This window comes from Sunxiuqinia sp. (assembly GCF_055140945.1).
Genome location: NZ_JBSQYS010000043.1, coordinates 15,501 through 41,483, shown reverse-complemented (window position 1 = coordinate 41,483; position 25,983 = coordinate 15,501). Strand labels below are relative to the sequence as shown.

The following is a 25,983-nucleotide window of genomic DNA, read 5'->3' as shown; positions in this document are numbered from 1 at the left end:
GACGGGTAAAAAAAATAACACATACGAAATTGAAAATAGAGAATGGCTTGATTCCATTGATTACATCATCAAGAATGAAAGTAGTGAGCGGGTTGACGAATTGATGGAGCTCCTAAAAGGACGAATTTATGAAAAGGGAATTCGCTTGCGATCACATTTAAATACGCCATACATCAATACAATTCCGGTGGACAAGGAAGAGAGCTATCCCGGAGAACGTGAACTGGAGCGAAAAATTAAAAGTATCATTCGTTGGAATGCAATGGCAATGGTTGTTCAGGCCAATAAAAAGAAAGATGGCATTGGTGGTCATATTTCTACTTATGCCTCGTCAGCCACTTTGTATGAGGTAGGCTTCAACCATTTTTTCAGAGGTGGCGATAATGGTTCACCTGCCGACATTGTTTATTTCCAGGGGCATGCCTCTCCCGGTATGTATGCCCGTTCTTTTTTAGAAGGACGATTTTCGGAAGACCAATTGGAAAATTTTCGAAGAGAGATGAATCCAAAGGGTGGCTTAACTTCTTATCCTCACCCCCGGTTAATGCCCGACTATTGGCAGTTTCCGACTGTTTCAATGGGACTTGGGTCAATCATGGCTATTTATCAGGCACGTTTTAATCAATACTTACAAGACAAAGGGTTGTTGGATGCTCCAGAGCAGAAGGTGTGGGCTTTCCTGGGAGATGGTGAAATGGATGAGCCGGAATCGATGGGAGCGTTAACATTGGCTTCGAGAGAGGAACTGGACAATCTTATTTTTGTGATTAACTGCAACCTCCAACGGCTGGATGGCCCGGTGAGAGGAAATTCATCCATCATACAGGAACTGGAAGCAGCATTTCGCGGAGCCGGCTGGAATGTCATCAAGGTTACTCTGGGTGAAGTATGGGATCCGATCCTGAAAAAAGATAAAAACGGTTTGTTAGTCAAACGATTGGGGGAATTGGTTGACGGCGAACGCCAGAAGTTCTCAATCTCTGATGGTGACTACATTCGGAAAGAATTTTTTGGTAAAAGCGAGGAACTGTTGAAGCTGGTGGAAGACTTGAGTGATGACGAGTTAAAAAAACTGCGTCGCGGTGGACACGATCCGGTTAAGGTTTACAATGCTTTTAAAGCGGCTACCGAAACAAAGGATATGCCGACTGTGGTTTTAACACAAACGGTGAAAGGATATGGTTTGGGTGAAGCAGGAGAAGGGCGCAACATTACGCACCAGCAAAAGAAATTAAACGAAGAAGAATTGATGCATTTTCGCGATCGGTTTGATATTCCTGTTTCGGATGATGAACTGGCTAGTGCTCCATTTTATAAACCGGACGATAGCAGTGATGAAATTAAATATCTTAAAAAGCAACGCGAAAAGCTGAATGGCTTTCTGCCAAAACGGAATCAAGATGCTGTTGATTTTGAAATGCCCGAATCCAAGGTGTTTGATGAATTTTTAAAGGGCTCAGGAAAGCGTGAGGTAGCAACTACCATGGCCGCTGTTCAGCTGTTATCGAAGTTATTGAAAGATAAAAATATTGGAAAATTGGTGGTTCCTATTGTACCCGATGAGTCACGTACTTTTGGTATGGATGCACTTTTCCGTCAGTCGTCGATTTATGCACACAAAGGACAATTATATGAGCCTGTTGACCGCGACAGTTTACTGTATTATAAGGAGGCAAAAGATGGCGCTATTTTGGAAGAAGGAATTACCGAAGCAGGCTCCATGTCATCATTTATAGCGGCAGGAACGGCTTATTCAACGCATCAAATTAACTGCATCCCGTTTTATGTTTTTTATTCTATGTTCGGGTTTCAGCGGATTGGCGATTTTATTTGGGCTGCAGCCGATGCCCGCGCCAAAGGTTTCATGTTGGGAGGTACTTCCGGGCGTACCACATTGGCAGGCGAAGGACTTCAGCACCAAGATGGGCAGAGTCACCTGACGGCTCTTACCGTTCCGGCTGTGCAAGCGTACGATCCGGCTTTTGCTTACGAATTAGCCGTCATTATTAATGATGGTATGAAAAGAATGTATGAAGACGGAGAAGATATTTTCTATTACATTTCTATTATGAATGAGAAGTACAAAATGCCCTCGATGCCCTCGCGAAAGGGAATTGAGCAGGAGATCATAAACGGCATGTACAAATTTAAAAGCAGCCAGAAAAACGAGCACAACCTACACTTGCTAGGAAGTGGATCGATATTGAATGAGACTTTGAAGGCTGCAGAAATTTTAAAAAAAGACTACAATATTTATCCTGAAGTATGGAGTGTAACCAGCTACAAAAAGCTTTACGACGATGCTATAGAAAGCGACCGTTTGAGTCGCGTACAGGAAAAAAATAAAAAGACATACATCGAAAAAGCTGTGGGAGAAAAAGAAGGAATTTTTATAGCTGCTACTGATTATGTGAAAGCGCTTCCGTTGGCTGTTTCTAAATGGTTTCCGGGATCTTTTGATGCATTGGGAACTGACGGCTACGGTTTCAGTGAGCACCGCGAGGAGTTGAGGGAATTCTTTGAAGTGAGTGCGGAACATATCGCATGGAACGCTTTGGTTGCTCTCAATCGAAATGGAAAAGTAGCCGAAAAAATACTGAACAAAGCACGTAAACAACTCAATATCGATGGTGAAAAGGAATCACCAACCGGAAAATAGCTCCACCAGTTGAAGCTGATTGAATAAAACTTGCTATTCGAATTAAAATTCAGAACCATGAAAAAAGAAATAAAAGTACCAGATATAGCCGAAAATGTAGAAACAGGCCTGATCGCCGGAATTCTAGTTTCGAAAGGAGATAAAGTTGCAGAAGATCAGTCGGTTGTTGAGATTGAGACTGATAAAGCAACGACTGATATTCCCTCACCATTTGCAGGAACTGTAGCCGAAATCAAAGTGAGTGAAGGAGACGAAGTGGAAGTCAACCAAGTGATCATGATCATTGAAACGGAAGGAGAGGAGAGCCAGGATAATGAAGAAGATGAGAGTGATGATGAAACTTCCGATCAGGATACAGAAAATACGAAATCAGCCGAAAAAGAAGAGCAAGTAGATGACTCGGATTCAGATTCAGATTCGGAAGAAGATGAGACCGAAGAGGAGAAAGATGATTCGAAAGAAAAGTCATCCGGGAAAGAAAACGAAAAAGAAAAAAAAGATCAGAGCGACATTCCGGCTTCTCCTTCAGTGCGGCGTTTAGCTCGTGAAAAAGATGTTGATTTAAACCAGGTTGAAGGCTCCGGCCCATCGGGTAGAATAACGGCAGAAGATGTTGAGCAATTTGCTGGAAAATCGGATTCAGACCAGGCGGATGACGAGGACAAAAAAGCAAAAAAGACGAAAGAATCGAAAGGGGAAAAGCAGCCATCAACCGACTTTGCAAAGTGGGGATTGATTTCGATGGAACCGATGAATAACATCCGTAAGGTAACAGCTAAAAATGTTCAGCAAGCCTGGCAGACTGTACCTCACGTAACCCAGTTTGATGAGGCTGATATCACCAATTTGGAAAACTTCAGAAAGCAGAATCAGGATAAAATTGCTAAAAGTGGTGGAAAACTTACAGTCACAGCTTTGCTATTAAAAATTGCGAGTTTGGCATTGCAGCGTTTCCCCCGGTTCAATGCAAGTTTGGATGAAGAAAATGACCAGATTGTTTATAAGCACTATTACCATATTGGTATTGCGGTAGATACGCCGCAAGGCTTATTGGTTCCGGTGATTCGAGATGTCAATAAAAAATCGCTGAGCGAATTGGCGGCAGAATTGAGCGAAATGGCTGAAAAAGCTCGCGATAAAAAAATATCATCCGACGAAATGCAGGGTGGAAGTTTTACCATTTCCAATTTGGGAGGAATTGGAGGAACGCAATTTACACCAATCGTTTATGCGCCGCAGGTAGCAATTTTAGGTGTTTCCCGTAGTCAATACAAGCAAGTATTGGTGAACGACGAATTTGAAAAACGATTGGTTGTACCGCTTTCATTGTCCTACGATCATCGTGTGATTGATGGAGCTGATGGAGCGCGGTTTTTACGTTGGATATGTGATGTGATTGAAGATCCGTTTTCCATTCTGCAATAAAAAAAGGAAACGAATATGAACGATAATAAAACACACGAATTAGTAATTATTGGCGCTGGTCCCGGAGGTTACCGTGCAGCTTTCATGGCTGCAGACCTGGGTTTAAAAGTGACGTTGGTTGATCCAGAAATCAATCCGGGAGGAGTTTGCCTGTACCGGGGGTGTATCCCAACCAAAGCCTTACTGCACTTGTCGAAGATTAAAAAGGAAGCAGCTGAGGCAGAAGACATGGGACTAAAGTTTCGCGCTCCGGAAGTTGATCTTAAAAAAATAGCTTCCTGGAAAAACGACGTCGTGAAGAAATTAACAGGTGGGCTGGGACAGTTGGTAAAAGCGAGAAAAATAAATTACGTGAAAGCATACGCCAAATTCATCGATTCAAAGAATTTGGAGCTCAAATCAAAAAATGGGGATGTTGAAAAAATCACGTTTGAACATGCTATCGTCGCTACAGGAGTCCAATCGGTTGAAATACCTGGGATTGAGTTTGATCAATCAGGAATTTGGAATTCGGCTGAAGCATTGGAATTGAAAGAAATTCCGGATAAACTGTTAATTGTTGGCGGTGGATACATCGGACTGGAAATGGCTACTATTTATCAGGCTTTAGGTGCTAAGGTGTCGATTGTTGAGTTAACCGATGACTTTATGCCCGGCATGGATAAAGACTTGGTTGCAGCGTATAAGAAACTTTCAGAAGGAACATTTTCTGACGTGTTTTTGGAAACCAAAGTCACGAAGGTGGATAAACACGGTAAAAAGAAACAGGTCACGTTTGAATCGAAGGAAAAGGAAATTTTTCGCAAGCAATTTGATCGGGTGTTGGTAGCTGTTGGTCAAAAGCCAAATACCAAAGAGTTAGGACTCAATAAAATAGCTGCGGAGCTGGATGATAACGGCTTTATCAAAGTAAATGGGAAACAGGAAACAACAGCAAAAAATGTATTCGCGATAGGCGATGTGGCTGGCGGACCTTTACTGGCGCATAAAGCCAGCTACGAAGGCATGGTTGCCGCAGAAGTAATTGCCGGGAAAAAATCTGTTAACGATGCAAAAGTAATCCCGGCGGTGATTTACACCGAACCTGAAATTGCTACCTGTGGATTAAGTGAAAAAGAAGCGAAAGAAAAAGGTATTAAATATAAAGCCGTAAAATTCCCGTGGTCTGCATCAGGCAGGGCGGTAGCGATGCATACTGCCGGAGGATTTACCAAGCTTTTAATTAATCCGGAGAATGAGCGGATTCTGGGTGCAGGCATCGTTGGGAAAAACGCCGGTGACATGATTGCTGAATTAGCCTTGGCCATAGAAATGGCTGCTACTGCGCAAGATTTGGCTTTAACCATTCATCCGCACCCAACGCTTAGCGAAACCATTATGGAAGCTGCCGAAGTGTTTTACGGACATCCGGCGCACACCTTTGTGAAAAAAGGTTGATTCAAAGATATTGAAATGGGAAAAGACCCTTATAAGTTTGAATGATGGAGTTAAACTAATTTGTCCATGATTTGAATGGTCTTTGATCCATCGACTGGCTTCGAGGCCGGTTGATTTTTTAAAAATTAGAAACGTAAAAAATAGAATTATGAGATTAAAAAAAACACTTTTATTGAAAAGTTTGTTGGCAGCAACTCTCTTCATATTAAGCATTATGAGTGTATATGCTGCAACTGAGCTAACAGATCAAGAAATCACAAACGCGATTGATCGCGAGTTAATGTTTAATTCAGCGGTTTCGTCGTATTTGATTGACGTGGAAACTGATGAAGGTATTGTAGCCTTGTCGGGGACGGTCAATAACCTGCGTACTAAAGAGCGGGCAGTCCAAATTGCGGGAGCTGTAAAAGGTGTAAGAGGTATTGTCAATGAAATAGATGTTGAAGCACTGTCCCGTTCTAACATCACATTGGAGAACGAAGTAACAGATGCACTTCTTGAAGATCCGGCAACAGATTCATATGAAATCAATGTGAAGGCCGATCAAGGGAAAGTAACTTTAACTGGGACAGTTGATTCATGGCAAGAGAAACAACTTTCGGGTTATGTTGCTAAAGGTGTAAAAGGTATTACAGAACTGGAAAACAACCTGATTGTGGATTACAAAACTGATCGATCTGATATTGAAATCAAACAAGACATCGTGCAAAGTCTCAAAAATGACGTAAGAATTGATCATGCTTTGATTGATGTAAATGTAAAGGATGGAGAAGTAACTCTCTCTGGTAAAGTTGGAAGCGTGAATGAACGCACATTGGCAGTATCTGAATCTTGGGTAGTTGGGGTATCTTCTGTCGACAGTGATGAAGTGGAAATCACTGAATGGGCACGAGCCGAAAATTTGAGAAAGGATAAATATATCCCAAAATCAGATGAAGAAATCAAAGACGCTGTTAATGATGCGTTTTTATACGATCCACGGGTTTATTCCTTCAATCCTGAAGTCTCTGTTTTTAATGGAACGGTTACATTGACCGGAACGGTTAATAATCTGAAAGCCAAAAGAGCAGCAGAGCACGATGCTCGCAATGTAGTCGGTGTCTTTAACGTTAATAATTATTTGAAAGTACGTCCAGTATATGTTCCGGAAGATTACCAACTGGAATCAGATGTAGAAGCAGCTATAGATAACAATATCTTATTTGAATCTTGGGACGTTGATGTAACTGCTAGCGCTGGCTTGGTTTATTTGAATGGCGAAGTCGATTCTTATTTTCAAAAAAAGCAGGCAGAGGACATTGCCTCTAAAACAAAAGGGGTTATTGCTGTTGAAAACAACCTGAAAGTAAATGATACTAACGACTATTACTATGATAATTACTATGGTTGGAATTCTTTTTATGCTCCAGGCTATATCGATGTTAGCGATGATTATTTGACAGATTTTGAGATTGAAAATCGTATTCAAAATCAACTATGGTGGTCTCCTTATGTCAATGAAGATGAAGTTGACGTATTAGTAGCGGGAGGAACAGCTGTTCTTACAGGCACAGTGGAAACCCAAAGAGAAAAGCTTTACGCAGAAGTAAACGCACTTGAGGGTGGAGCTGATGAAGTTGAGAACAACCTGATTGTTTCATATAACCCAAAAAAATAAAGTAACATTAAGGCCGACAGGGCAACCTGTTGGTTTTTCATTATTTAAATAAATGACGATGCAAAACTATCATGAACCACCTCAGGAATTAACTGATGAAACACGCGACTATGTTCGTGCTTTGGTTTCGCTGAAAGAAGAAATTGAAGCTATCGATTGGTATCAACAGCGACTATCGGTCACAAAGAACCAACAACTCAAGAAAATATTAGAACATAACCGCGATGAAGAAATGGAGCATGCCTGTATGGCTTTAGAGTGGCTCCGAAGAAACATGAAAGGTTGGGATGAACATTTGAGAACCTACCTTTTTACAGAAAAAGATATTGTGAAACTTGAAGATGACTAAAAAGAAAAACATCATGAATATTTTAAAAAAATCAATTGCACCAATAACAGATAAAGCCTGGGAAGAAATATCCGATAGAACCAATGAAATATTGAAGACCTATCTTACAGGACGAAAATTTGTTGATATCGATGGTCCGAACGGATTGGAAATGGGAGGAGTATCAACCGGACGGCTGGTAACTCCTGAAAAACAATCGAGTGAAGGTATTAATTATGGAATCCGGGAAGTTCTTCCTTTCGTTGAAATTCGCAAACCATTTGAATTGGATGTTTGGGAACTGGATAATATTGAACGTGGGGCTAAAGATGTGGACCTTTCGCCGCTGGAAGACGCTGTGAAAGAAGTGGCTTTTTTTGAAGAAAAGGTGATTTACAAGGGATTTTCCCCGATTAAAATTGAAGGTTTGGAATCGTCAGCTGAAAGTGATCCGATTGAAATACCTGACAATACAAATGCATTTCTAAAAGAACTTGGTCGACAAGTGTTGCATCTGAGTCAGAATGGGGTAGAAGGTCCTTATTCTTTAATTATCAACTCCGAACAGTGGCTTAATTTGATTAAACTATCCGAAGGTTATCCAATCTCGATGCAACTCAAAGAAATATTGGGTGGAAATGTGATTGTCAATCAGTCCAACGAACACACCTTTTTAATTTCAGAAAGAGGAGGGGATTATGAATTGATTCAAGGACAGGACATTACCTTGGGATATGACAGTCACGATACCGAAAAGGTAAAACTGTACCTTACTGCTTCATTTACTTTTAGAGTAATTAGCCCTGAAGCAATCGTTGTCTTTAAAAGTAAGAAAAAAGAGTAATCGATTTTAAAAAGGCTGAATCGGATTTCACTAACAATTTTAAAAAGAAAGGAACAATACAATGTTTAAGGTATTGAATTTAACAGATAAAAATCTCATTGCCATAAGAATAGATGGCAAGGTTAAAAAGGCAGACTATGAGATGATTACCCCCTTGATTGACGGGAGGGTAAAAGACTATGGTAAAATTAAAATGTACATTGAAATTGAAAGTATTGATGGGATTGAACCATCTGCTTTCAAGGAAGACCTGAAAACCTATATCAGGCATTTTAATCATATTGAAAAAATTGCTGTTGTCGGAAAAAGCAAATGGGAAAAGTTGTGGTCAAACCTGGCTAGCCCTTTTGTTTCCGGGCAGATCAAGTATTATGACCATGCCGAAGTTTCAGATGCAGTGAAATGGATTCTGGAATAGCGCCTAGTGCGAATTTTAGAAGGAAGTAGAACTCTTTCATATCCGTGCAGAAAGAATGAAAGATTAGAATGATGAATTTGAAAAAGGATAGATAATGAAAATAACAATTATCAGTGATATCAGAGGAAAAGCAAAAAGTATTATTCCTTATGGATTAAAGTTAGCGAAAGACCTTGAGGCAGAAGTTGATGTGATTCATATGGTTGATACACGAATGCAGCAAGGGGTTAGCAGCATGTATTCCGATTCGCAAAGTGTAACCCCCGGGAACAAATTTTCGCATGAGGAAATCATGCAACGCGAAAAGAAACAGGTGGAAGTTGATTTAGATAAGCTCTTAAGCAGTGAGGTTTCGAGGTTAAATTATCCATTGAAAATCAATGTTAAAGTAGAGGTAGGTAGCATTCGAAATAAAACGAGTACAGTCTTGAATTCAGATCCCACCACCCTGTTGATCATGAATAATGAACCGGATGAGTACATTTTTGATGATCAGAAGGAAATTGTAGATACGTGTAAGAATTTTAATGGAATCAGCGTTATTGTTCCGCCTGGATACGAGTATCAGAAAATATCAAACGTTGTTTTACCGACTGATTTTGACCTGAACGAGCTACAGTCATACCGAAATATTACAGATGTCATCAATAAATTTGGCCCAGTGGTAAGTGCTTTTGGACAGTCGAACGAGATTAAGCCTCAAGCGATAGAACATTGGGAAAAAGAAGTGGGCCGTGTTTTCGAAGGTTCGCAGGTAAGCTCAAAAATTATAGGTACAAGCAATTTCCATCAGGAATTTATTGATTTTGAAGAAATGATTGAACCTGACATGACTTTGTTATTTGAGCAGCCAAAGGGAATATTGGAAAGCATATTTAAAAAAGATTTGTTCGAACAGGTTTTAAAAGAAACCAAATTCCCCGTTCTCTTTTACTCGATGAAGAAGTAATGAATTTTCGTTATTTGTCCTTTTCGAATCGTTTCTGAAATTGTTTTCACCATCGTAGTGAAAATCTTAAGAATAGGAACGCAGGAAACCCGCGATGTTTAATTTCGGGTTTTATTTTTGAGGTACGTTATACCATTTATTGACCGGTACGGGAGGCGAATAAGCTTTTAGGTAATTGATAGCATCTTCACTATTCGCTGCAATATGGTAGAGCTCGCGGTAGCTGTGCTTGGCGAAGTTTTCTTCGAAGGATCGTTCAAATTGCTTGAATAAATCATCATAAAATCCGTTTGTGTTGATAAATACAACGGCTTTATGGTGGTAGTCTAGTTGTTTGAGGGTAATCACTTCCAATATTTCTTCCAGCGTTCCAAAGCCTCCGGGAAGAGCCACAAAGGCGTCGGCCATTTCGCGCATAATCGATTTACGATCCATCATGTCTTTCGAAATAATTAGCTTCCTGGCGAATTTTGAGGCAAGCTTGTGCCCGTTTAGCTTTTCAGGTAAAATGCCAATAGTATCTCCTCCGGCATTGACAACTTCTTTTAAAACGGTTTCCATCAATCCTACATTGGCTCCTCCGTTTATTAAGGTCATTTTTTCGTGCCCAATTAGTTGCGAAAGATGAATGGCTTCGTTAATATAAACAGGATCAATCGCATTGCTGGAGGAAGAAAATACACAAACTTTCATTTCAGAAAAAAAATTGAATTAAAAAAAGAATGCCAACTAAAAGCTGGCATTCGGTATTATTTATTAAGCATCAATGTTTGCATAAACTGCGTGGTCTTCAATAAACTTCCTTCGTGGTGGTACCTCGTCGCCCATTAGCATGCTGAAAATGTGGTCAGCATCAGCGGCGTTTTCGATGGTCACCTGGCGTAAAGTTCTGCGCTCCGGATCCATTGTGGTCGACCAAAGTTGTTCTGCGTTCATCTCTCCAAGACCTTTGTAACGCTGGGTGTGTACTAATGATTCTTTTCCATCAGCCCATTCGTTAATTAATTGAAGGCGTTGCCGATCATTCCATGCATACGATTCGCGTTTCCCTTTTTTAATTAAATATAAAGGAGGAGTCGCAATGTACAGATAGCCTGCTTTAATCAGATCATTCATAAAGCGGAAAAAGAATGTCATAATGAGTGTGGCAATGTGGCTTCCGTCCACATCGGCATCGGTCATGATGATGATTTTGTGATAACGAATCTTATCCATATTCAGTGCTTTGGAATCATCTTCGGTTCCAATGCTTACGCCCAACGCCGTAAAAATATTTCGAATCTCTTCGTTTTCAAAAACTTTGTGCTGCATGGCTTTTTCCACATTCAGGATTTTACCACGCAACGGCAAAATAGCCTGAAAGCGACGATTACGGCCTTGTTTGGCTGTTCCACCCGCCGAATCTCCCTCGACCAGGTAAATCTCGCACTGTGAGGCATCTTTATCCGAGCAGTCAGCCAGTTTTCCTGGAAGTCCGCCACCAGACATTACGTTTTTACGCTGAACGAGCTCACGCGCTTTACGTGCGGCATGGCGGGCCTGAGCAGCCAGAATAACCTTATTAACAATTGCTTTTGCCGCTTTCGGGTTTTCCTCCAAATAATTGGCGAGCATTTCACTAACCGCCTGATCAACAGGGAGACTAATTTCCGAGTTACCGAGTTTCGTTTTTGTTTGGCCTTCAAACTGTGGTTCCTGAACTTTTACAGAAACGACAGCTGTCAATCCTTCGCGGAAATCATCTCCACTGATGTCGAATTTCAGTTTCGAGAGCATGCCTGAAGTTTCGGCATAGCCTTTCAGTGTTCTGGTTAATCCACGACGGAATCCTGTCAAGTGTGTTCCACCTTCAATGGTGTTAATATTATTGACATACGAATGAATATTCTCAGAAAAAGAAGTATTATAATGCAATGCTATTTCGACCGGAACACCAGCTTTTTCAGATGAAATATGAATAGTTTCATCAATTAGTCGTTCTCTTGCGTTATCCAGGAATTCTACAAATTCTTTCAGTCCTTCTTCTGATAAAAAATTGTCAGTTTTGTAGTTTCCTTCTTCATCTTGTTCGCGTTTATCGATCAACGAAAGTTTAATTCCTGCATTTAGGAACGCTAACTCACGCAAACGTGCCGATAAAATTTCATATTTATAAGTGGTCGTTAAGAAAATGGTATCGTCAGGTTTAAACGTAACGATTGTACCTGTTTTATCCGAGTCTCCAATTACCTTAACTTCTTCCTGAGGAACTCCACGATGGTATTCCTGGTAGTATACTTTCCCGTCGCGATGAATCTCAGCAGTTAATACTGCTGAAAGCGCATTCACACAGGATACACCAACACCATGCAATCCTCCGGATACTTTGTAACTATCCTTGTTGAATTTACCCCCGGCATGGAGCACAGTCATTACCACTTCCAAAGCTGACTTATTTTCTTTAGTCATCTTTTCAGTAGGGATTCCACGTCCATCATCAGCTACCGAGATCGAATTATCTTCATTAATGATGACATCAATACTACTACAATAACCAGCTAATGCTTCGTCAATGGAGTTGTCAACAACTTCATAAACCAAATGGTGAAGCCCTTTTTCGTTTACATCTCCGATGTACATCGCCGGACGCTTACGTACTGCTTCCAAACCCTCCAGTACTTGGATACTTTCTGCAGAATAATTTCCGTTTCCGTTATCCTTCTTTTTTTCTAATTCGCTCATCTATTGTGTGTTTGGTTTAATCCTATTTTCCCCTGTTTGTTTTAAAAACAGACAAACAGAAAGTTACATCCAGAGCAATTTCCAGACATTAATTTGCTATTTAATAATTTGGGCTGATATAAAAAAGGTGTTTAATTTTCAATTGATTAACAATCATTCTTCGCCTCATTTTCATAACACGCAAATATAGTAAAAATATGCCGATAAAGTCTTGTTTTTCGGACTTAAAACAGACAAAGTTTTCAACAAGATGTTAAGAGTTAAGAGTCATTATATTAGCTAGTTAGGTTTTTGCGTTTAAAGAATTGATTTTTGTCATTTTTAAGTGTAATGAAACGGTCTTAATCAAAGTTTCGCTCACACGGGAGGATGATTATTTGGGAGTTCCATTTGTTGGTAGCTATATCTAAAAACACGATAGTGCAGTATAGAAGTTGCACAAACTTAAATTGAGAATTTTAAACATGAAATAGGTCGTTTTAAAACGAAAAACTTGCACCTACCAACAGGTTAAAACTCTGTTGTGTGTAACCGAGCCAGTTCTCGTATTTTTGGAATGCAAAGTTGTTTGCTCTACCAAAAAAACTGAGTTGTGGACTGTACTGGTATTCAACTCCAAAGTTTAAATCAACGAAGGAGGAAAGGTTATAGGTTTGGTAGCCTGTCCCATGAATACTGATTGCTCCGTTATTTTCGTAGTTTTCATGTATAATGAGTGCTTTGCGGTCTCCTGTAAAGAAAATATCTGCATTAAACTTTAATGGGCCATCCGGATTTAAAATGGTTGAAATAGTCAGTTCAAATTGAGGCCTATTCCAGGCTTGTTCCAGTGAGTCTAGTGCATAAGAGTGCATCTTTCCGTCTAAATGAAAATTGATCAGGTCTGAGGCCGTGTAGTAGAATTCGGCACCAAGTGTAAATTGTTGCACATCGTCATATAAAACATCAAAGGTATTTGAACGGGAAGGTTCAACGGGATTTAAATCATATTCTATTTCATGCAGATAATAAAAGTGCTCGTCTTTAATGCTGGAATAATCAGCTTGGAAGCGATAATTTAAGCGGGGTGAAAACTTCCCTTTTATTCCTCCTGAAAGAATATATTGGTACTTCGAGTTTTTGATATCCTGGTAGGGGTTGACAAATCGGTTTTCGGCAGCAATTGCGGAATAGTGGTTTTGCTGTAAGCGACCGTCTGCGCCAACGAAAAGGGTCATGATATTTTCAACTGGTGACCATTGCGCTTTAACATTAGGAGTGATTAAAAAACTTGCATCCTCATCATCGTCCAACAAGGTAAATGTATGAACTCCAAGTTGCAATTTGGCCATATCACCTTCAAATAGAATGGCAGGACTTAAATTCAGCAGGATTTGCTGCTTTTGTCCATAATCGAGCGATGTTCGATTGAAGATGCTATCTGTCTTCAGATAACCGACAGAGGCTCCCAGAAGGCCGTAAAACTCATCAAACTCGCGACGAAAAGAGGTTCCTAAATTTATCAGATTTTCTGTTTGTCCGGTTTTGGTGCCAAAATAGTGATAGTACAAATTCAGGTCATAGTTTAAGTCAGCTCGCGTATCTTCTTCATTCGACAATTGAACTTGCAGCCCTCCTTTTGAAAAAGCTTGCTTGTCGTTCCAGTAGGGAAATAAACCTTCTTTTTCAGAATCAGAAAGCTGCTCGCCAACGTATCCATAATAGCTGTGAGCGTCTCGCTCGTAGAACAGCTTGGTATTTAAGGTTGATCGTCTGAAAAAATGTTTGGTGAACAACTCGGCAACATTTTCACTTCGTGGAGCGTCAACTTTATCATCGTTAGCCAGTTTCACCGATCCATGCGACGACAGATGTTTAAAGTGCATTCCTAAAACAGCATGCTTGCCGGTTTTTGTATTGTAAAAAAGCTCCCCGTATGGTGTCTGGTAATTTCCAACTCCGGCTTTTAATAGTCCTTTGCCAAGCTTTGTTTGAGGTTCTCCAACCATTTGTGCCGCCTGTACCGGTTCTACTTCAAAAGTGCTAAAAACCGGCTGTGAGTTGATTTTATAATCGAAGGTCGGTTTTTCCCCTTTGTCATCCTTAATTTGAGGGATGTCATTGATTTTAAAAGCATCGGATACGCTGGGTTGATAAGCTTTAACCACTTCAACTTCCTGGCGTAACTTAGTGCTGTCTTTTTGTGCTGAAGCCGAGTTAACCAAAATAAAGGTTAACAGGAGCAGTGAAATATGATAGAAATATGATCGGTTCATGTTGCTGGTTTTTACTGTTTGTTCATGTTGATTTTCATCGGACTTTCTTTTCCTTTTTGCTCTTGCTGTTGTTCCAAACTTTCCAGATGTTGCAGTTTAGCTTGAGCGGTTTCGATGATTCCATCATCGGTCTCCGGATAATTTTCAACAATACTTTTTATGGTGTGCTTGGCCTGAAATTGATCTCCCTGGCTGAGGTAAACATCAGAAAGAAGGATGAAACTTTTGGCCAGCCAATATTGGTGAGGCGTATTTTTTGAAATAAAATCCATCACCTCTTCTTCGGCTTCCTTCAATTTATTTTGATTGTATAGAATTTCGGTGAGCAGGTATTTGGCCTCAGCTCCTTCAGCCGACTTCGTATCTTCGGCCAGATCGCCCAAAATAGGAAGTGCCTCATTAAATTGTTTGGTTTCGTAATACGACTTGGCCAATTTGTAGTTCGCTTCCCGCTTCAAAATATCGGTTAGCTTGTCGGAGCTTAGCAGCATTTTGGCAGCATTAATGCACTCCTTGTAGTTTGCCAGATTATAGTTGCACCGCATTTTTCCGGCGCGCGCTTTCAAAATATTCCATTTGGTATTCGAAATGCTTTCGAAATGCTGGTAATAACTCAAGGCTTTTTGGTAATTGGCTGCATTATATTGTAGTTCAGCAGCCTTTTCAAGCGCCGGCTCGGTAAAAATATTATCTTCTTTACTCAATACATACTCGTAATTTTTGAGAGCCAAAGCATATTCTTTTTCCGAATATCGCAGTTCACCCAAATAGAAGTGAGCGTTTAAACTAAAACTGCCATTCGGATATTGGCGCAAGTATTTTTCCAGTTGTGCCTTGGCTTTGGAGTCTCTCGCCATGTAAAGTTTTTCGGCTGAAAGGTAGGTCAGTGAGTCTTGCTCCGAAACAGTAACCTGAACGCCTGATCCGAGACGTTGAGTGTATGCAAAGTAGGCATCAATATTATTCAGTTCGATGTAATTATTTTTTACTCCAATTAACGCTGATTGAGCTGCCGAGCTGTTGGGATATTCATTGATGACCTGCTTGTATGTTTCCAGCGACTGTTTAAAGTTAGACTGGTTGTACTGCACCAGCCCGAGTTGAAGAATAGCCTTTGGGCGGTAACTGCTTTGGGGATAATCGTTGATGATATCGCGATAATATCCTTCGGCTACTTTGGGTTGTCCGGTGCGATCAAATGATCTTCCCAGTTCAAACAAGGCATCATCCATGAAAGCGGATTTGGGAAATGTTTGTACCAAGGTACGCAGTAAACTGATTTTCTGATCCTGATCGCGCTGAATACCAACACAAATAGCTTTTTGAAAAAGAGCATAGTCGGCATCGTACTGCTTGAGCCAAAAAGCTTTTTCATAATTATTAATGGCATTGCGGTAGTCGCGGCCAACAAAGTAACAATCTCCTAAACGGTTGAACGCATCGGCAACCTTTTCATCTTTGTCACTACTGTTTTTATCTAAAAACTGCTGAAAGTATTTACTGGCCTGATCATAATCCTGTAATTTGAAATAAGCATAAGCCAGGTTGTAGCGAGCTGTTTGAAACTCGGGCCGGCTGTCGGCACCAGAGGTGTTCAAAAATTGGCTAAAACCACTAATTGCTTTTTCGTAGTTCTTAAGCCTGTAATTGGCTTCGGCTTTCCAAAACAAAGCACCGGCTTTAAGTTCACGGCTGGCTGACGCATTTTGTAACGATTGTTCAAACAGGTCGATCGCCGAGTCGTAATATAGATTATTAAACAGTTCCAATCCGCGATAAAAAGTAACTCGCTGAGAGGCTTTTTTAACTGCTGTGCTTTTTACCTCGATCTTTTCGATAGACTCAATGGCTTCTTTGTAGTTACTGGTACTCATGTACACATTTACCAAATAGTCATAAGCAGCATCATTGCGTTCCGAGTTTGGGTAAAGCGAAATGTATTTATCGAACGCCTTAATTGTTTCGTTGAATGGGGAGTACGATAATTCGTAAGTGATTTTTGCATAATTGAATAAGGCATCTTCTTTGATGTCCGGATTAAAATCCAGTTCTGAGGCTGACTCAAAAGCCACTCGCGCTTTATCTTTTTGGTCGGTTTCCACATAACAGTCGGCCAGGTGATAGTATGCGTTTTGCGCCAACTCGTCTTTCCCGCGTGACGCATTCTCTAATGGCTCAATCGCCTTGTTGTATTGACCATTAACATAATAGCAATAGCCGAGCATATAATTTTCGTCTCTGGCTTTGCTGTTAGTTGCTTCAAAATAAGCTTCAAAATAGGGAATGGCCTTTTGAAAGTCTTTACCTTGGAAGTAACTGTTTCCAACGATTTTAGCAAGTTCAGGCTTCTTGTCATCCGAAACTTCGTTCATCAAAGGAATGGTGAATTCAATCACTTTGTCATATTGCCCTTTCTTGTAGTAAATCTGACTCATGTAAAACGGAATAACCTCGGCAAAAGCCGGGTTGTTTCTCAATTTGTCAAACTCAGTGAGCGCTGCATCGTAGTCATCTTTTAAATATTGAATATGTGCCCAGTAATATTTTGCCGGGGCTGCATATAAATTATTTGTATCCTTAATTTTTTCAAACTCATTTTCGGCTAGCTGATATTTTTCTGTTTGAAAGTAGGCGTATCCTTTCTGGTAATGCACCTTAATTTGCTCTTCCTTATTCAGAATACTTGGTTTTAAATTTCGGTACGAACGAAGCATGGGAGCATATTTGCCGTTATTAAATTGGTCACTACCCAATTCAAACCAAGCTTTGTTGGTATATGGACTTTCCGGATTTTCATCAATAAATTTTTCAATCAATTCTTCTCCGTTTTTATTTTCCAGACGAAGAGCACACAATGCCTTGTAAAACATGGCTTCCGATTGAATCTCAGATCCTTCTTCGGACTTTCGAACGATGGAAGAAAACTGTTGTTGGGCTACAATGAATTTATTTTTGGAAAAAAGCTCTTTCGCTTGATGGATGTTTGCTTCGAGAGATGAATAATAGGTAGTTTCCTGTCCGTAACCGGAAAAAGTGAAGCCACTCAATAAAATGATGAACAGTAAGATTCTTGTTCTCATAGACTCTGTTTTATTTTTGCATAAAAATAGCGATTCTGTTTTCGTTAGAAGCGGAATAGTGAATAGACTTCTTCACAAAAAACTGTTTATTTCCTTGCTTTATTATCTGATTGGTCAAAAAAAATTAGTTTTGTATCAGCCTTTAAAAATAGCTTTATGAGCAAAGAATCTATTATTTCGCTTCAGGGAGTTGATATTTTTCAACAGGATCAATTAATATTAGCCCAGATCAACCTCCGTATTGAGGAGGGAGAATTCGTTTATTTAATCGGAAAGGTTGGGAGCGGAAAGTCGAGCCTGATAAAAGTTTTAAATGCTGAATTGGATTTGTTTACAGGCGAAGCGCTGGTTGCCGGGTACGATCTTCGGAAAATAAGAAGCTCCGAAATACCCTATTTACGTAGAAATCTTGGGGTTGTTTTCCAGGATTTTCGCTTGCTAACTGATCGTAATGTGCATGATAATCTCTCGTTTGTACTAAAGGCAACCGGGTGGAAAATAGAGAAGGCCATAGAAGACCGAATCAATGAAGTAATGGAGCGGGTAGGGATGAAGTCGAAATTGGGAAGTATGCCGCATGAACTTTCGGGTGGCGAACAGCAACGAATTGTTATTGCCCGTGCTATATTAAATGATCCTGATATTATTTTAGCCGATGAACCAACAGGAAATCTTGACCCGGAGACATCAGATGAGCTCATGACAATTTTAAAGGAATTGAATGATGAAGGAAAAACTATTCTGATGGTTACCCACGATTACCATATTTTAAATCGATATCCTGGACGAACGCTCGTATGTGCCGAGCAAAGAGTTAGTGATTCTTCAAAAGCGAAAGATGAAGTTGATTTTTCGGAGTTGTTGGAAGAGGATTAGATCGTTTATTGTGATTCATTTTTATTCCCCTGACTTCTTTTTAGAGAGGAAAAAATACCAACAAGCACTTTTTCCTCTTTTTCCCAACACAGTTCTTCGGCTGCCTTGGGGAGGTTTTCAATCCAATGCTCACGAAGGTGCATATCAAATAAGGCTTCGTGAAGTTGGAGAGCCATTTGTTCCGGATCATGACTTTTTAAAATCATACCAACCTGATAGCGATTAACCATTTTACTCATCTCAGGTAAGTTGCTTACTAAAACCGGTACCTGATGCTGGATGTAGTCAAACAATTTATTGGGGAGTGCATAACGGTAGTTAAGTCCAAGATCTTCTTCTATTGATAAACCTAAGTTAGCTTGCGCTGTGATGTATTTCATTTCGGACAGCGGGATTTTTCCCAAAAAGGTTACACGGTCGGCTAGCTCCAAATCAGCAACTAAGTGCATCAAGGCCTTGGTAATGTCGCCATCTCCGGCAATGAGCAGGCGTGCATTATCAATGTATTGCATGGCTTTGATAGCAAATTCCAATCCTCGACCAATATTTAAAGCTCCCTGGTAAAGTATGATTTTCCGATGATCAGCAAGCAGTACTTTTTCGGGTGGCACCATTAATAGCTCTTCGCGATGCGGCAGGTTACGAACAACTTGAAAAGGAGTGCCGTACTTTTCGCTATAGAACGTAGCGATCGATTCGCAAACCGTGTAAGCATGCTCTACCTTGGGCAGTATCCAACTTTCGATTCGCTCCCAAATGGCCTGGGTGCGCCTGCGATTAATTAATTCCGGTACTTGGGTAAACAGTTCATGGCTATCGTAAACAAGCGGCTTTTTCTTTCGTTTTGATGCGATAAAACTGGCAGGCAGGCTATCCAGGTCATTCGCCAGGATGACGTCAACCTTCCGTTGAAGGATAAAAATCAACAGTCTGACATTGTATTCGAGATAAAACAAAGGTCCTTTTTTGAAAAAGAGTTTCAGCCGCTTGGTTTTATAACTACGTCGATCTAACCTTTTACTATTGGGTAATCTTCGACCAACTAAAGTTACCTTAAACCCCATTTTTTGTAGGCTTAGTGCAACCTTATGTACACGGTTGTCGGTAACCAGGTCGTTAGTGACGGAGATAATAACTTTTTTCAAGGCCGTTTTTACTTTATGACAAAATAAACGAATTTGAAACAGCTTCTATTATCTTTGCGAAAAAAAACGATGATTCGCTTTTCTGAAAACTACTCTCTTAAAAACTATAATACGTTTGGTATTGAAGCCAAAGCCAGCTTTTTTTTCGAATTTACTGAACTGGATGATTTAACCGAATTTCTTCAATCGAACAGTTCCTGGAAGGAAGAGCCCATTTTTCTATTGGGAGGAGGAAGCAACTTGCTTTTTGTTGATGATTATAAAGGATTGATTATTCACCCAAATGTACCGGGAGTTGAAGTTATTCGGGAAAACCGGAATCAGGTTTGGGTGGAAGTTGGGGCAGGAGAGGACTGGGATCGTTTTGTGGATTACTGTGTTAAGTCTCAATATTACGGGCTGGAAAACTTGTCTTTGATACCGGGAACTGTGGGTGCAGCGCCGGTTCAAAATATAGGTGCTTATGGTGTGGAAGTGCAGGATTTTGTTGATACAGTCAATGGTTTCGACCTGAAAACAATGACGACCTACAGTGTGCCAGCGGAGCAATGTCAATTTGAATACCGGAATAGCATCTTCAAAAATGAGTTGAGAAATCGGTTTATCGTTACGTCAGTTGTTTTTCGGCTGGAGAAATTTCCGGATTTCAAACTAGACTATGGGACACTGAAAGCAGAAGTGGAAAAACGAGGAGAGCTCAATCCGCATCATGTGCGCGAAGCTGTTGTTGCTATTCGTCAATCGAAATTGCCCGATCCGTTAGAGTTGGGCAATGCCGGAAGTTTTTTTAAAAACCCGGTTGTCGATCATGATTTTGCTGAAAAGTTGAAAGCCGTGAATCCGGAAATGCCAAACTACCCGACTGTAGATGGAAAGATTAAACTTGCTGCCGGCTGGTTGATTGAACAATGCGGGTGGAAAGGCTATCGAAAAGGCGATGCCGGAGTGCATGAAAATCAAGCATTGGTATTGGTAAATTATGGTAGTGCTTCAGGTAGAGATCTTTATCTGTTGTCGCAAGAAATACAACAATCTGTAAAAGATAAGTTTGCTGTTGAGTTAGAGCCCGAAGCTAATATTTTGGGTGTATAATTTATTTTAACCGATATTTTTGTATTTGAGCAGCTGTGCGTGTAGTTCTTTGATTGCGGATTCTTGCGTATTGACTTGTTCTTTTGTATTGGTCAAATCGGTGATGTCGTCAATAATCATGATGATGTAGCGCTCTTCTTGAAATTTAAAGCTTCGGGTTGAAAATTGGAGGTGTTTCAATTCCTTTGTTCCTTTTGAATTGTAAAATCCACGTGATATTTTCTCCTTGAAAATGGGCTTGTTCTCATAATATGAGATAATTGCGGATTCTCTTAATGAGCATGATTTACAGTAATTAGTTTCACCGCATCTTTGCATTTCTTCTACGTTGTGTGCGCAACCTATTGCTTCTCCACAACGAACATAAAGCAAATCTTCATTCTCCCTGTTCGAAAAAATAGAACGCAGTGAATCATTAAAAGCTTGAAGTTCCATATTCTTATCGAGTAATAAGACGCAACAGCTAATGTTGTTTAAAGTCAGATTTAGAAACTCGGTGGAACCTTTTAAGAAATCAAAGCTCGTGTTGTTGTGGCTGATTATATTTTTCATTGCATGGTGACTTTCGTCCACTAAAGTTATAACGATTGTCAAAAAACTGCAACCTTGTTAAGCTTTAATTCTACAGTACAATCTAATTTAAAACAAGTATAGATAATTATTATTTATGTGCGTGTTATAAAGAGAAGTTGTTTCTCCGATTTGCTCAATTATTGTACTGAAAACAGACCTGTTTATTACTACCAACGAGAAATATTACATCGATTATCTTTCCCGATTAGGAGTTTGGCAACGATCCATTCTACTGGCAAAGTCAGTTAAAAACTCTTTTCGCCATTTGCTTACCGTTTTGGCTCCAATGTGATCACGCTCCATAAATTCCGGGTTGGGATTGTCTGTCCACCAGTTTGGATACTTATCAGAAGCTTGATTAGCTAATCCCGCAGATGGGATGACAGCAGTTACTTTTCCGGTTTTACCATTTAAATCAGGAACATTACTTTTGATTTCAAATGTAAAGGTTTTTGCACTTTTAGGCGAAAAGCGGAAACGAACAGTTCCGTCTTCAGTAAAATGTCCGCTTAATGACTGATTGTCAACGTTGAGAAAAGCTTCCGGTTTTTCGGGTAAGTTAGTACCAATAGGTAGCGCAATCTCAAGAATTGCAAACTCTTGAATACTGTCTTTTTCATTAGGCATCTTTGTAAACAGGTAGTAAGGGCGATCCCATGCTTTTATATATTGCCCTCCCCAATTGGAGGTCGTTGGGTCTTCCGGATTGGTGCTATTCAATACCCAGGCTAGCGAAGGCGTATCACCCATTTTTATGGTGCCACCCAGTTGTGTCATAAAGAAGTTTCCCATGGCACCGTGATCTTTAATGTATTTCTCTGCAAAACCATCGTTACTCCATTCTGCCGATTGATCACCACCTGTAAACCATCCGCGATAGGTAGCGTTCGATTCAATAATCCAAAGATTTGGGTGGTTGTCAGCAATGTACTGATAAGCATCGGGCGTCCATTTCTTGTTCGGGCCGCCAATGTAATACACCCGAAGTTTTGGTAAAATATCAGGCGCATCATGTAGTGCTTGTGCTAAGTCCTCAATGCCACCCCAAACCAACACATAGAGTGGGCGAGGATCATCAAATCGGGCCCGTTCTATTATCCATTCAGAGCCTTCCGTCGGACTACTAACTCCAGTATAATCGGCCACTTTGGTTGCTCCTTGTTTGGTGATGCTGCGCAATGAGTCGGCTGTTGGATATTTGTTGGAATAACTGACTAAATTCTGATAGTCTTTTTCGTATTGATCAATTACGTGCAGAATATTCTTTTTACCTCCCAACCCAAATGGCGAAGAGATTAAGCCTTCAATATCAAGCGTGTCGGCATAAAGAAATAAATGGATCATGGATTGAAAGTCGTCTGGATCAGTTCCTCCAATATCGGAAGAAACGATTACGCGGCGAGGCTGAGGTACTGCTCTGTCCGGCATATTGGAGTTTTTATTACTCTTCGAGCTGCAGGAACTGAATAAGAGAAAGAACGCAAGCACAAGCCCAATATTTTTAAATGCTTTTTTTAATAATCTCATCTTGCTTTTATTCTACGGTTATTATAATTCTTTGATAGCGGGTTAATCGCGGAGATCCATGGTCGGTAACAGCTAGGATGATATGCATCGTTCCGGTTCCTGGCGGCATCACCCGGCTGGTTTTTACTTCGAGCCAGGCTTTGGGTTGGTCGAAACCATAGATGTCATGTTTTACTCCTGTCCGTGAGTTTGACATGGCGCGGGTACCTGCTTCTTCATAGCAGAACCACTCAAACGATAGCGCATCGCCATCCGGGTCGGTTGAGCTAGTAGCGCTTAGATTGACTCGTTCACCAGGTTTCGCCTCAATATATGCTGGGTGATCAAGCTTAACAATCGGTGGGTGATTCGCTTCTTCGTAGGGAAGAATGGTCCAGTCCATCCGGGCTGCAAAGTCGTTTTGATAGGCTTCCCGCCAGCGCCAGATTGTCGCGTGATTGGTGGTGTGCCATTCTCCATCATTGCCCAATACTTCATCCTGTGCATTTGTCCAGATCGGCCGTGTTTCGGGTTCCAAAAACCATTTTTCAGTTTTAGGAGTATAAAGCTCATAGCGACCACCCCAGCCGCCCCAGTTCGGGTGCTCAGGAACACTCAACCCGTTATTAATTAGATACAAAAATGAAGGGGTATCGCCTTCCATCATGTATTCCCAATGTGGGTAAACAACTCCCAGCGGGCCTTTTCTGCGGATATTGCGGTCCAGCCATTCGTTGGTGACAAGGTCGAAATCTGCTCCATCAAAACGCCCATGAAATTTATCACCGCCAATGGCAATCCATGTGGCATGATGAAAGCCACCACCTGCATTGATTCCGGGAGTGACAATGTAGAAAAGCTCAGGGAATTCTTTACGAATCCATGGGCCACTGTTATCCTGATCGGATATCGCATAAACTCTTAGTTTTGCAACAAATCTTTCCACTTCTTCGGGCGCTCGTGTTTCGCGAACTTTCCAGAGGGCTTGGGCAAGTACGTTTGGGCCTCCCCAAACGGTGACCCAAACAGGGCGGTCATCTTCCCTGTCAACAACATCGATTAATAGTGCTGAACCTGGAGAGTCTTTTCCTTCTCCAACCCCTTCCATATCATCAATAGGAACGCCATGAGAAATACGATCCAGCAGGTACTGTTCTGCAGGGAATCCGGGTTCGTGCAACGCTAAGTTATCGCGAACTTTTCCATATGCTGAAACAATTTTTTCAATGTACTCCGGATAGATTTTTTTAGGACCCGCATTGGGCGTAGCAATCAGCCCTTCAATGTCAATATGATTGGCATAAGTCATTAACCGTACCATCGACATCTGATCGTCCGGATCTCCACCGATATCGGTGAGTACAACTAATCTAGGCTTTTCTACCGCCGAGGTGGATGTAACGACCAAACTCAGCATTGCCAAAAATATAAGCTTTAAAATAGATAATTTGAAGAGATTCATTTGATCTGTCATGGTTGTTTTTTTGCGATCCCTTAATTGATACTGTTTAGGTACTCTTCCAACATGGTATAACCATCCGATGCGATATGATTTTTATCATCAGGATTTGTTTTGTCCAGTTGGTTGCTATCTTCCCATTCATCCGGCATGCCGTCATGATCCGTATCCTTCGGGGCCGGTTTGCTTTTTAGTTCAGGCCATCCGCCTACATCATCCTGCGTGTCGATAATTCCGCAAATTTTTGAAGGATCGGCCACCTCATGTTCCTTTTTGTAGTTGTTGCCTTCATAGGTAGCATACCCACCGCGAACTTCATTAATAATTCGTTCATCGATTTCATCTCTCTTCGGTAAAAGCGCGCCAGCATTGTCAAGAACTTTCTGGTACGCCTTTTCAGCCGTTTGCTGATCAATAGACATTGCTGGCCATGGTCTTTCCAGTTTGACGAACTGCAAGTTGTCTTCACCTCCCTGAGGTTGTACACCTCCATTCCAGTTATCGGTAGTTACTTCTTTGTTTCCTACAATTACATTGCCGGCAACATACCACTTCCCAAAATCATCAGTCGTGTTGCGCATCCATGGATTGCAAATGCGATGAGATACCTCACCAGGCCGAGTTGCGGGTCCCGGCTTGTAATAGTTGGCTGCAATGTTAAACGTTGAAAATGAAAATTTAGGATTGCCGACTTGTTGGTTTTCTCCTCCATAAGTGCTGTTATGCCCCCAGTTGTAGACGACGTTATTTCTATAATCGGTATAACCGGAACCTGAAGCCATGCGAGGGTTTCGGCTGCTATGATGCGCTAAAAGATTGTGGTGATAGGTACCATAGTTTGATCCCCAAATACCTCCAAAACCGTGTGATCCTTTTACGTGGTTCGAATTGAACATGCTTTCTGAAATTATACACCATTGAATGGTGATGCTGTCGCAATGATAAACCGACATGGTTTCATCAACACTCCAACTTGCCGAAACATGATCGAGTATCAGGTTATTAACATACCTAGCTGATATGGCATCGGAATCCTGACCTGATTCGTCTCCAAATCGAACCCTGATGTATCGGATGATTACATGATTGGCACCAATTGTCAGCGGGTATCTTTTGATACAAATCCCATCTCCCGGTGCAGTTTGCCCGGCAATAGTAATGTGAGAGTTTTTAATGCTTAGGTTGCTTTTAAGGTCTATCGTTCCTGAAACCCGGAATACAACTGTCCTGGGGCCGGAAGCTTCAACAGCTGCACGAAGGCTGCCCTCGCCAGAATCATTAAGATTTGTGACTTCAAATACTTCACCACCACGACCTCCTGTTGAATATTTCCCGTAGCCTTCAGCTGTTGGGAAGGCTAGTTGTTGACTGTAACTATATGCGGAGAAGAACATTATGGCTACCAGTGCAACTGACCTATAAAAATGTTTTTGCATAACAACCTAATTAAGTAGTGCGAATAATTTAGTGTGATGTTTCGAGTCATTAACAATTTGTGAAAGAAGCGAAACCGAAAATATCAAATAGGTCCGTGACCTTAAGTTAATAATTTCTGACTA

The 25,983-nt window shown here is 40.9% G+C and carries 19 protein-coding genes; 10 read left to right on the top strand and 9 right to left on the bottom strand.

Going from position 1 to position 25,983, the window contains the following annotated elements:
• The 8 genes from aceE to ACTB00_RS16710 form a co-directional block, all read left to right on the top strand.
• On the top strand, positions 1-2,659 hold a 2,659-nt coding region (aceE, locus tag ACTB00_RS16745), incomplete at its 5' end, for a pyruvate dehydrogenase (acetyl-transferring), homodimeric type (protein ID WP_463301058.1).
• Positions 2,660-2,716: 57 nt separating this feature from the next.
• The gene (locus tag ACTB00_RS16740; RefSeq protein WP_463301057.1) at positions 2,717-4,084 is read left to right on the top strand and encodes a 2-oxo acid dehydrogenase subunit E2; all 1,368 of its coding nucleotides are present in this window, start codon (positions 2,717-2,719) and stop codon (positions 4,082-4,084) included.
• A gap of 15 nt (positions 4,085-4,099) precedes the next feature.
• Positions 4,100-5,521 (top strand): dihydrolipoyl dehydrogenase, encoded by a 1,422-nt coding sequence (lpdA, locus tag ACTB00_RS16735; protein WP_463301056.1) that lies wholly within the window; start codon positions 4,100-4,102, stop codon positions 5,519-5,521.
• 148 nt (positions 5,522-5,669) lie between these two features.
• Entirely contained in the window at positions 5,670-7,178 is a 1,509-nt protein-coding gene (locus ACTB00_RS16730) for a BON domain-containing protein (protein ID WP_463301055.1), read from the top strand.
• 58 nt (positions 7,179-7,236) lie between these two features.
• Complete coding sequence (locus ACTB00_RS16725) at positions 7,237-7,527, top strand: encapsulin-associated ferritin-like protein (RefSeq protein WP_159517398.1); 291 nt, start codon at positions 7,237-7,239, stop codon at positions 7,525-7,527.
• A 13-nt stretch (positions 7,528-7,540) separates the two neighbouring features.
• Complete coding sequence (locus tag ACTB00_RS16720; protein WP_463301054.1) at positions 7,541-8,350, top strand: family 1 encapsulin nanocompartment shell protein; 810 nt, start codon at positions 7,541-7,543, stop codon at positions 8,348-8,350.
• A gap of 61 nt (positions 8,351-8,411) precedes the next feature.
• The gene (locus ACTB00_RS16715) at positions 8,412-8,768 is read left to right on the top strand and encodes a SpoIIAA family protein (RefSeq protein ID WP_463301053.1); all 357 of its coding nucleotides are present in this window, start codon (positions 8,412-8,414) and stop codon (positions 8,766-8,768) included.
• Positions 8,769-8,862: 94 nt separating this feature from the next.
• Positions 8,863-9,717 carry a hypothetical protein gene (locus ACTB00_RS16710; protein ID WP_463301052.1) on the top strand — a complete coding sequence of 285 codons (855 nt, stop codon included), beginning with the start codon at positions 8,863-8,865 and terminating at the stop codon, positions 9,715-9,717.
• Positions 9,718-9,828: 111 nt separating this feature from the next.
• Here ACTB00_RS16710 and ACTB00_RS16705 read toward each other — a convergent pair whose 3' ends face one another.
• From ACTB00_RS16705 to ACTB00_RS16690, 4 genes are all read right to left on the bottom strand, one after another.
• A complete protein-coding gene (locus ACTB00_RS16705; protein WP_463301051.1) occupies positions 9,829-10,410 on the bottom strand; it encodes an LOG family protein in 582 nt (193 codons plus the stop codon).
• Positions 10,411-10,473: 63 nt separating this feature from the next.
• Positions 10,474-12,438, bottom strand: a complete 1,965-nt coding sequence (gyrB, locus tag ACTB00_RS16700) for a DNA topoisomerase (ATP-hydrolyzing) subunit B (protein ID WP_463301050.1) — start codon at positions 12,436-12,438, stop codon at positions 10,474-10,476.
• Positions 12,439-12,917: 479 nt separating this feature from the next.
• Positions 12,918-14,693, bottom strand: coding sequence for a hypothetical protein (locus ACTB00_RS16695; protein ID WP_463301049.1), 1,776 nt, complete (start codon positions 14,691-14,693; stop codon positions 12,918-12,920).
• An 11-nt stretch (positions 14,694-14,704) separates the two neighbouring features.
• Positions 14,705-17,773 carry a tetratricopeptide repeat protein gene (locus tag ACTB00_RS16690; RefSeq protein ID WP_463301048.1) on the bottom strand — a complete coding sequence of 1,023 codons (3,069 nt, stop codon included), beginning with the start codon at positions 17,771-17,773 and terminating at the stop codon, positions 14,705-14,707.
• 156 nt (positions 17,774-17,929) lie between these two features.
• Here ACTB00_RS16690 and ACTB00_RS16685 point away from each other — a divergent pair, with 156 nt between their 5' ends.
• On the top strand, positions 17,930-18,649 hold the full coding sequence (locus ACTB00_RS16685; RefSeq protein ID WP_463301047.1) for a cell division ATP-binding protein FtsE: 720 nt from the start codon (positions 17,930-17,932) through the stop codon (positions 18,647-18,649).
• Positions 18,650-18,654: 5 nt separating this feature from the next.
• Here ACTB00_RS16685 and ACTB00_RS16680 read toward each other — a convergent pair whose 3' ends face one another.
• A complete protein-coding gene (locus ACTB00_RS16680; RefSeq protein ID WP_463301046.1) occupies positions 18,655-19,794 on the bottom strand; it encodes a glycosyltransferase in 1,140 nt (379 codons plus the stop codon).
• A 69-nt stretch (positions 19,795-19,863) separates the two neighbouring features.
• On the opposite strand from ACTB00_RS16680, the gene murB reads away from it, so the two are divergent.
• On the top strand, positions 19,864-20,886 hold the full coding sequence (murB, locus tag ACTB00_RS16675) for a UDP-N-acetylmuramate dehydrogenase (RefSeq protein WP_463301045.1): 1,023 nt from the start codon (positions 19,864-19,866) through the stop codon (positions 20,884-20,886).
• Positions 20,887-20,892: 6 nt separating this feature from the next.
• Here murB and ACTB00_RS16670 read toward each other — a convergent pair whose 3' ends face one another.
• From ACTB00_RS16670 to ACTB00_RS16655, 4 genes are all read right to left on the bottom strand, one after another.
• A complete protein-coding gene (locus ACTB00_RS16670; protein ID WP_463301044.1) occupies positions 20,893-21,438 on the bottom strand; it encodes a hypothetical protein in 546 nt (181 codons plus the stop codon).
• A 213-nt stretch (positions 21,439-21,651) separates the two neighbouring features.
• Positions 21,652-22,887 carry a DUF1593 domain-containing protein gene (locus ACTB00_RS16665; protein WP_463301043.1) on the bottom strand — a complete coding sequence of 412 codons (1,236 nt, stop codon included), beginning with the start codon at positions 22,885-22,887 and terminating at the stop codon, positions 21,652-21,654.
• A 106-nt stretch (positions 22,888-22,993) separates the two neighbouring features.
• Entirely contained in the window at positions 22,994-24,439 is a 1,446-nt protein-coding gene (locus tag ACTB00_RS16660) for a nucleoside hydrolase-like domain-containing protein (protein ID WP_463301042.1), read from the bottom strand.
• 20 nt (positions 24,440-24,459) lie between these two features.
• The gene (locus tag ACTB00_RS16655; RefSeq protein WP_463301041.1) at positions 24,460-25,860 is read right to left on the bottom strand and encodes a pectate lyase family protein; all 1,401 of its coding nucleotides are present in this window, start codon (positions 25,858-25,860) and stop codon (positions 24,460-24,462) included.
• Positions 25,861-25,983: the final 123 nt, after the last annotated feature.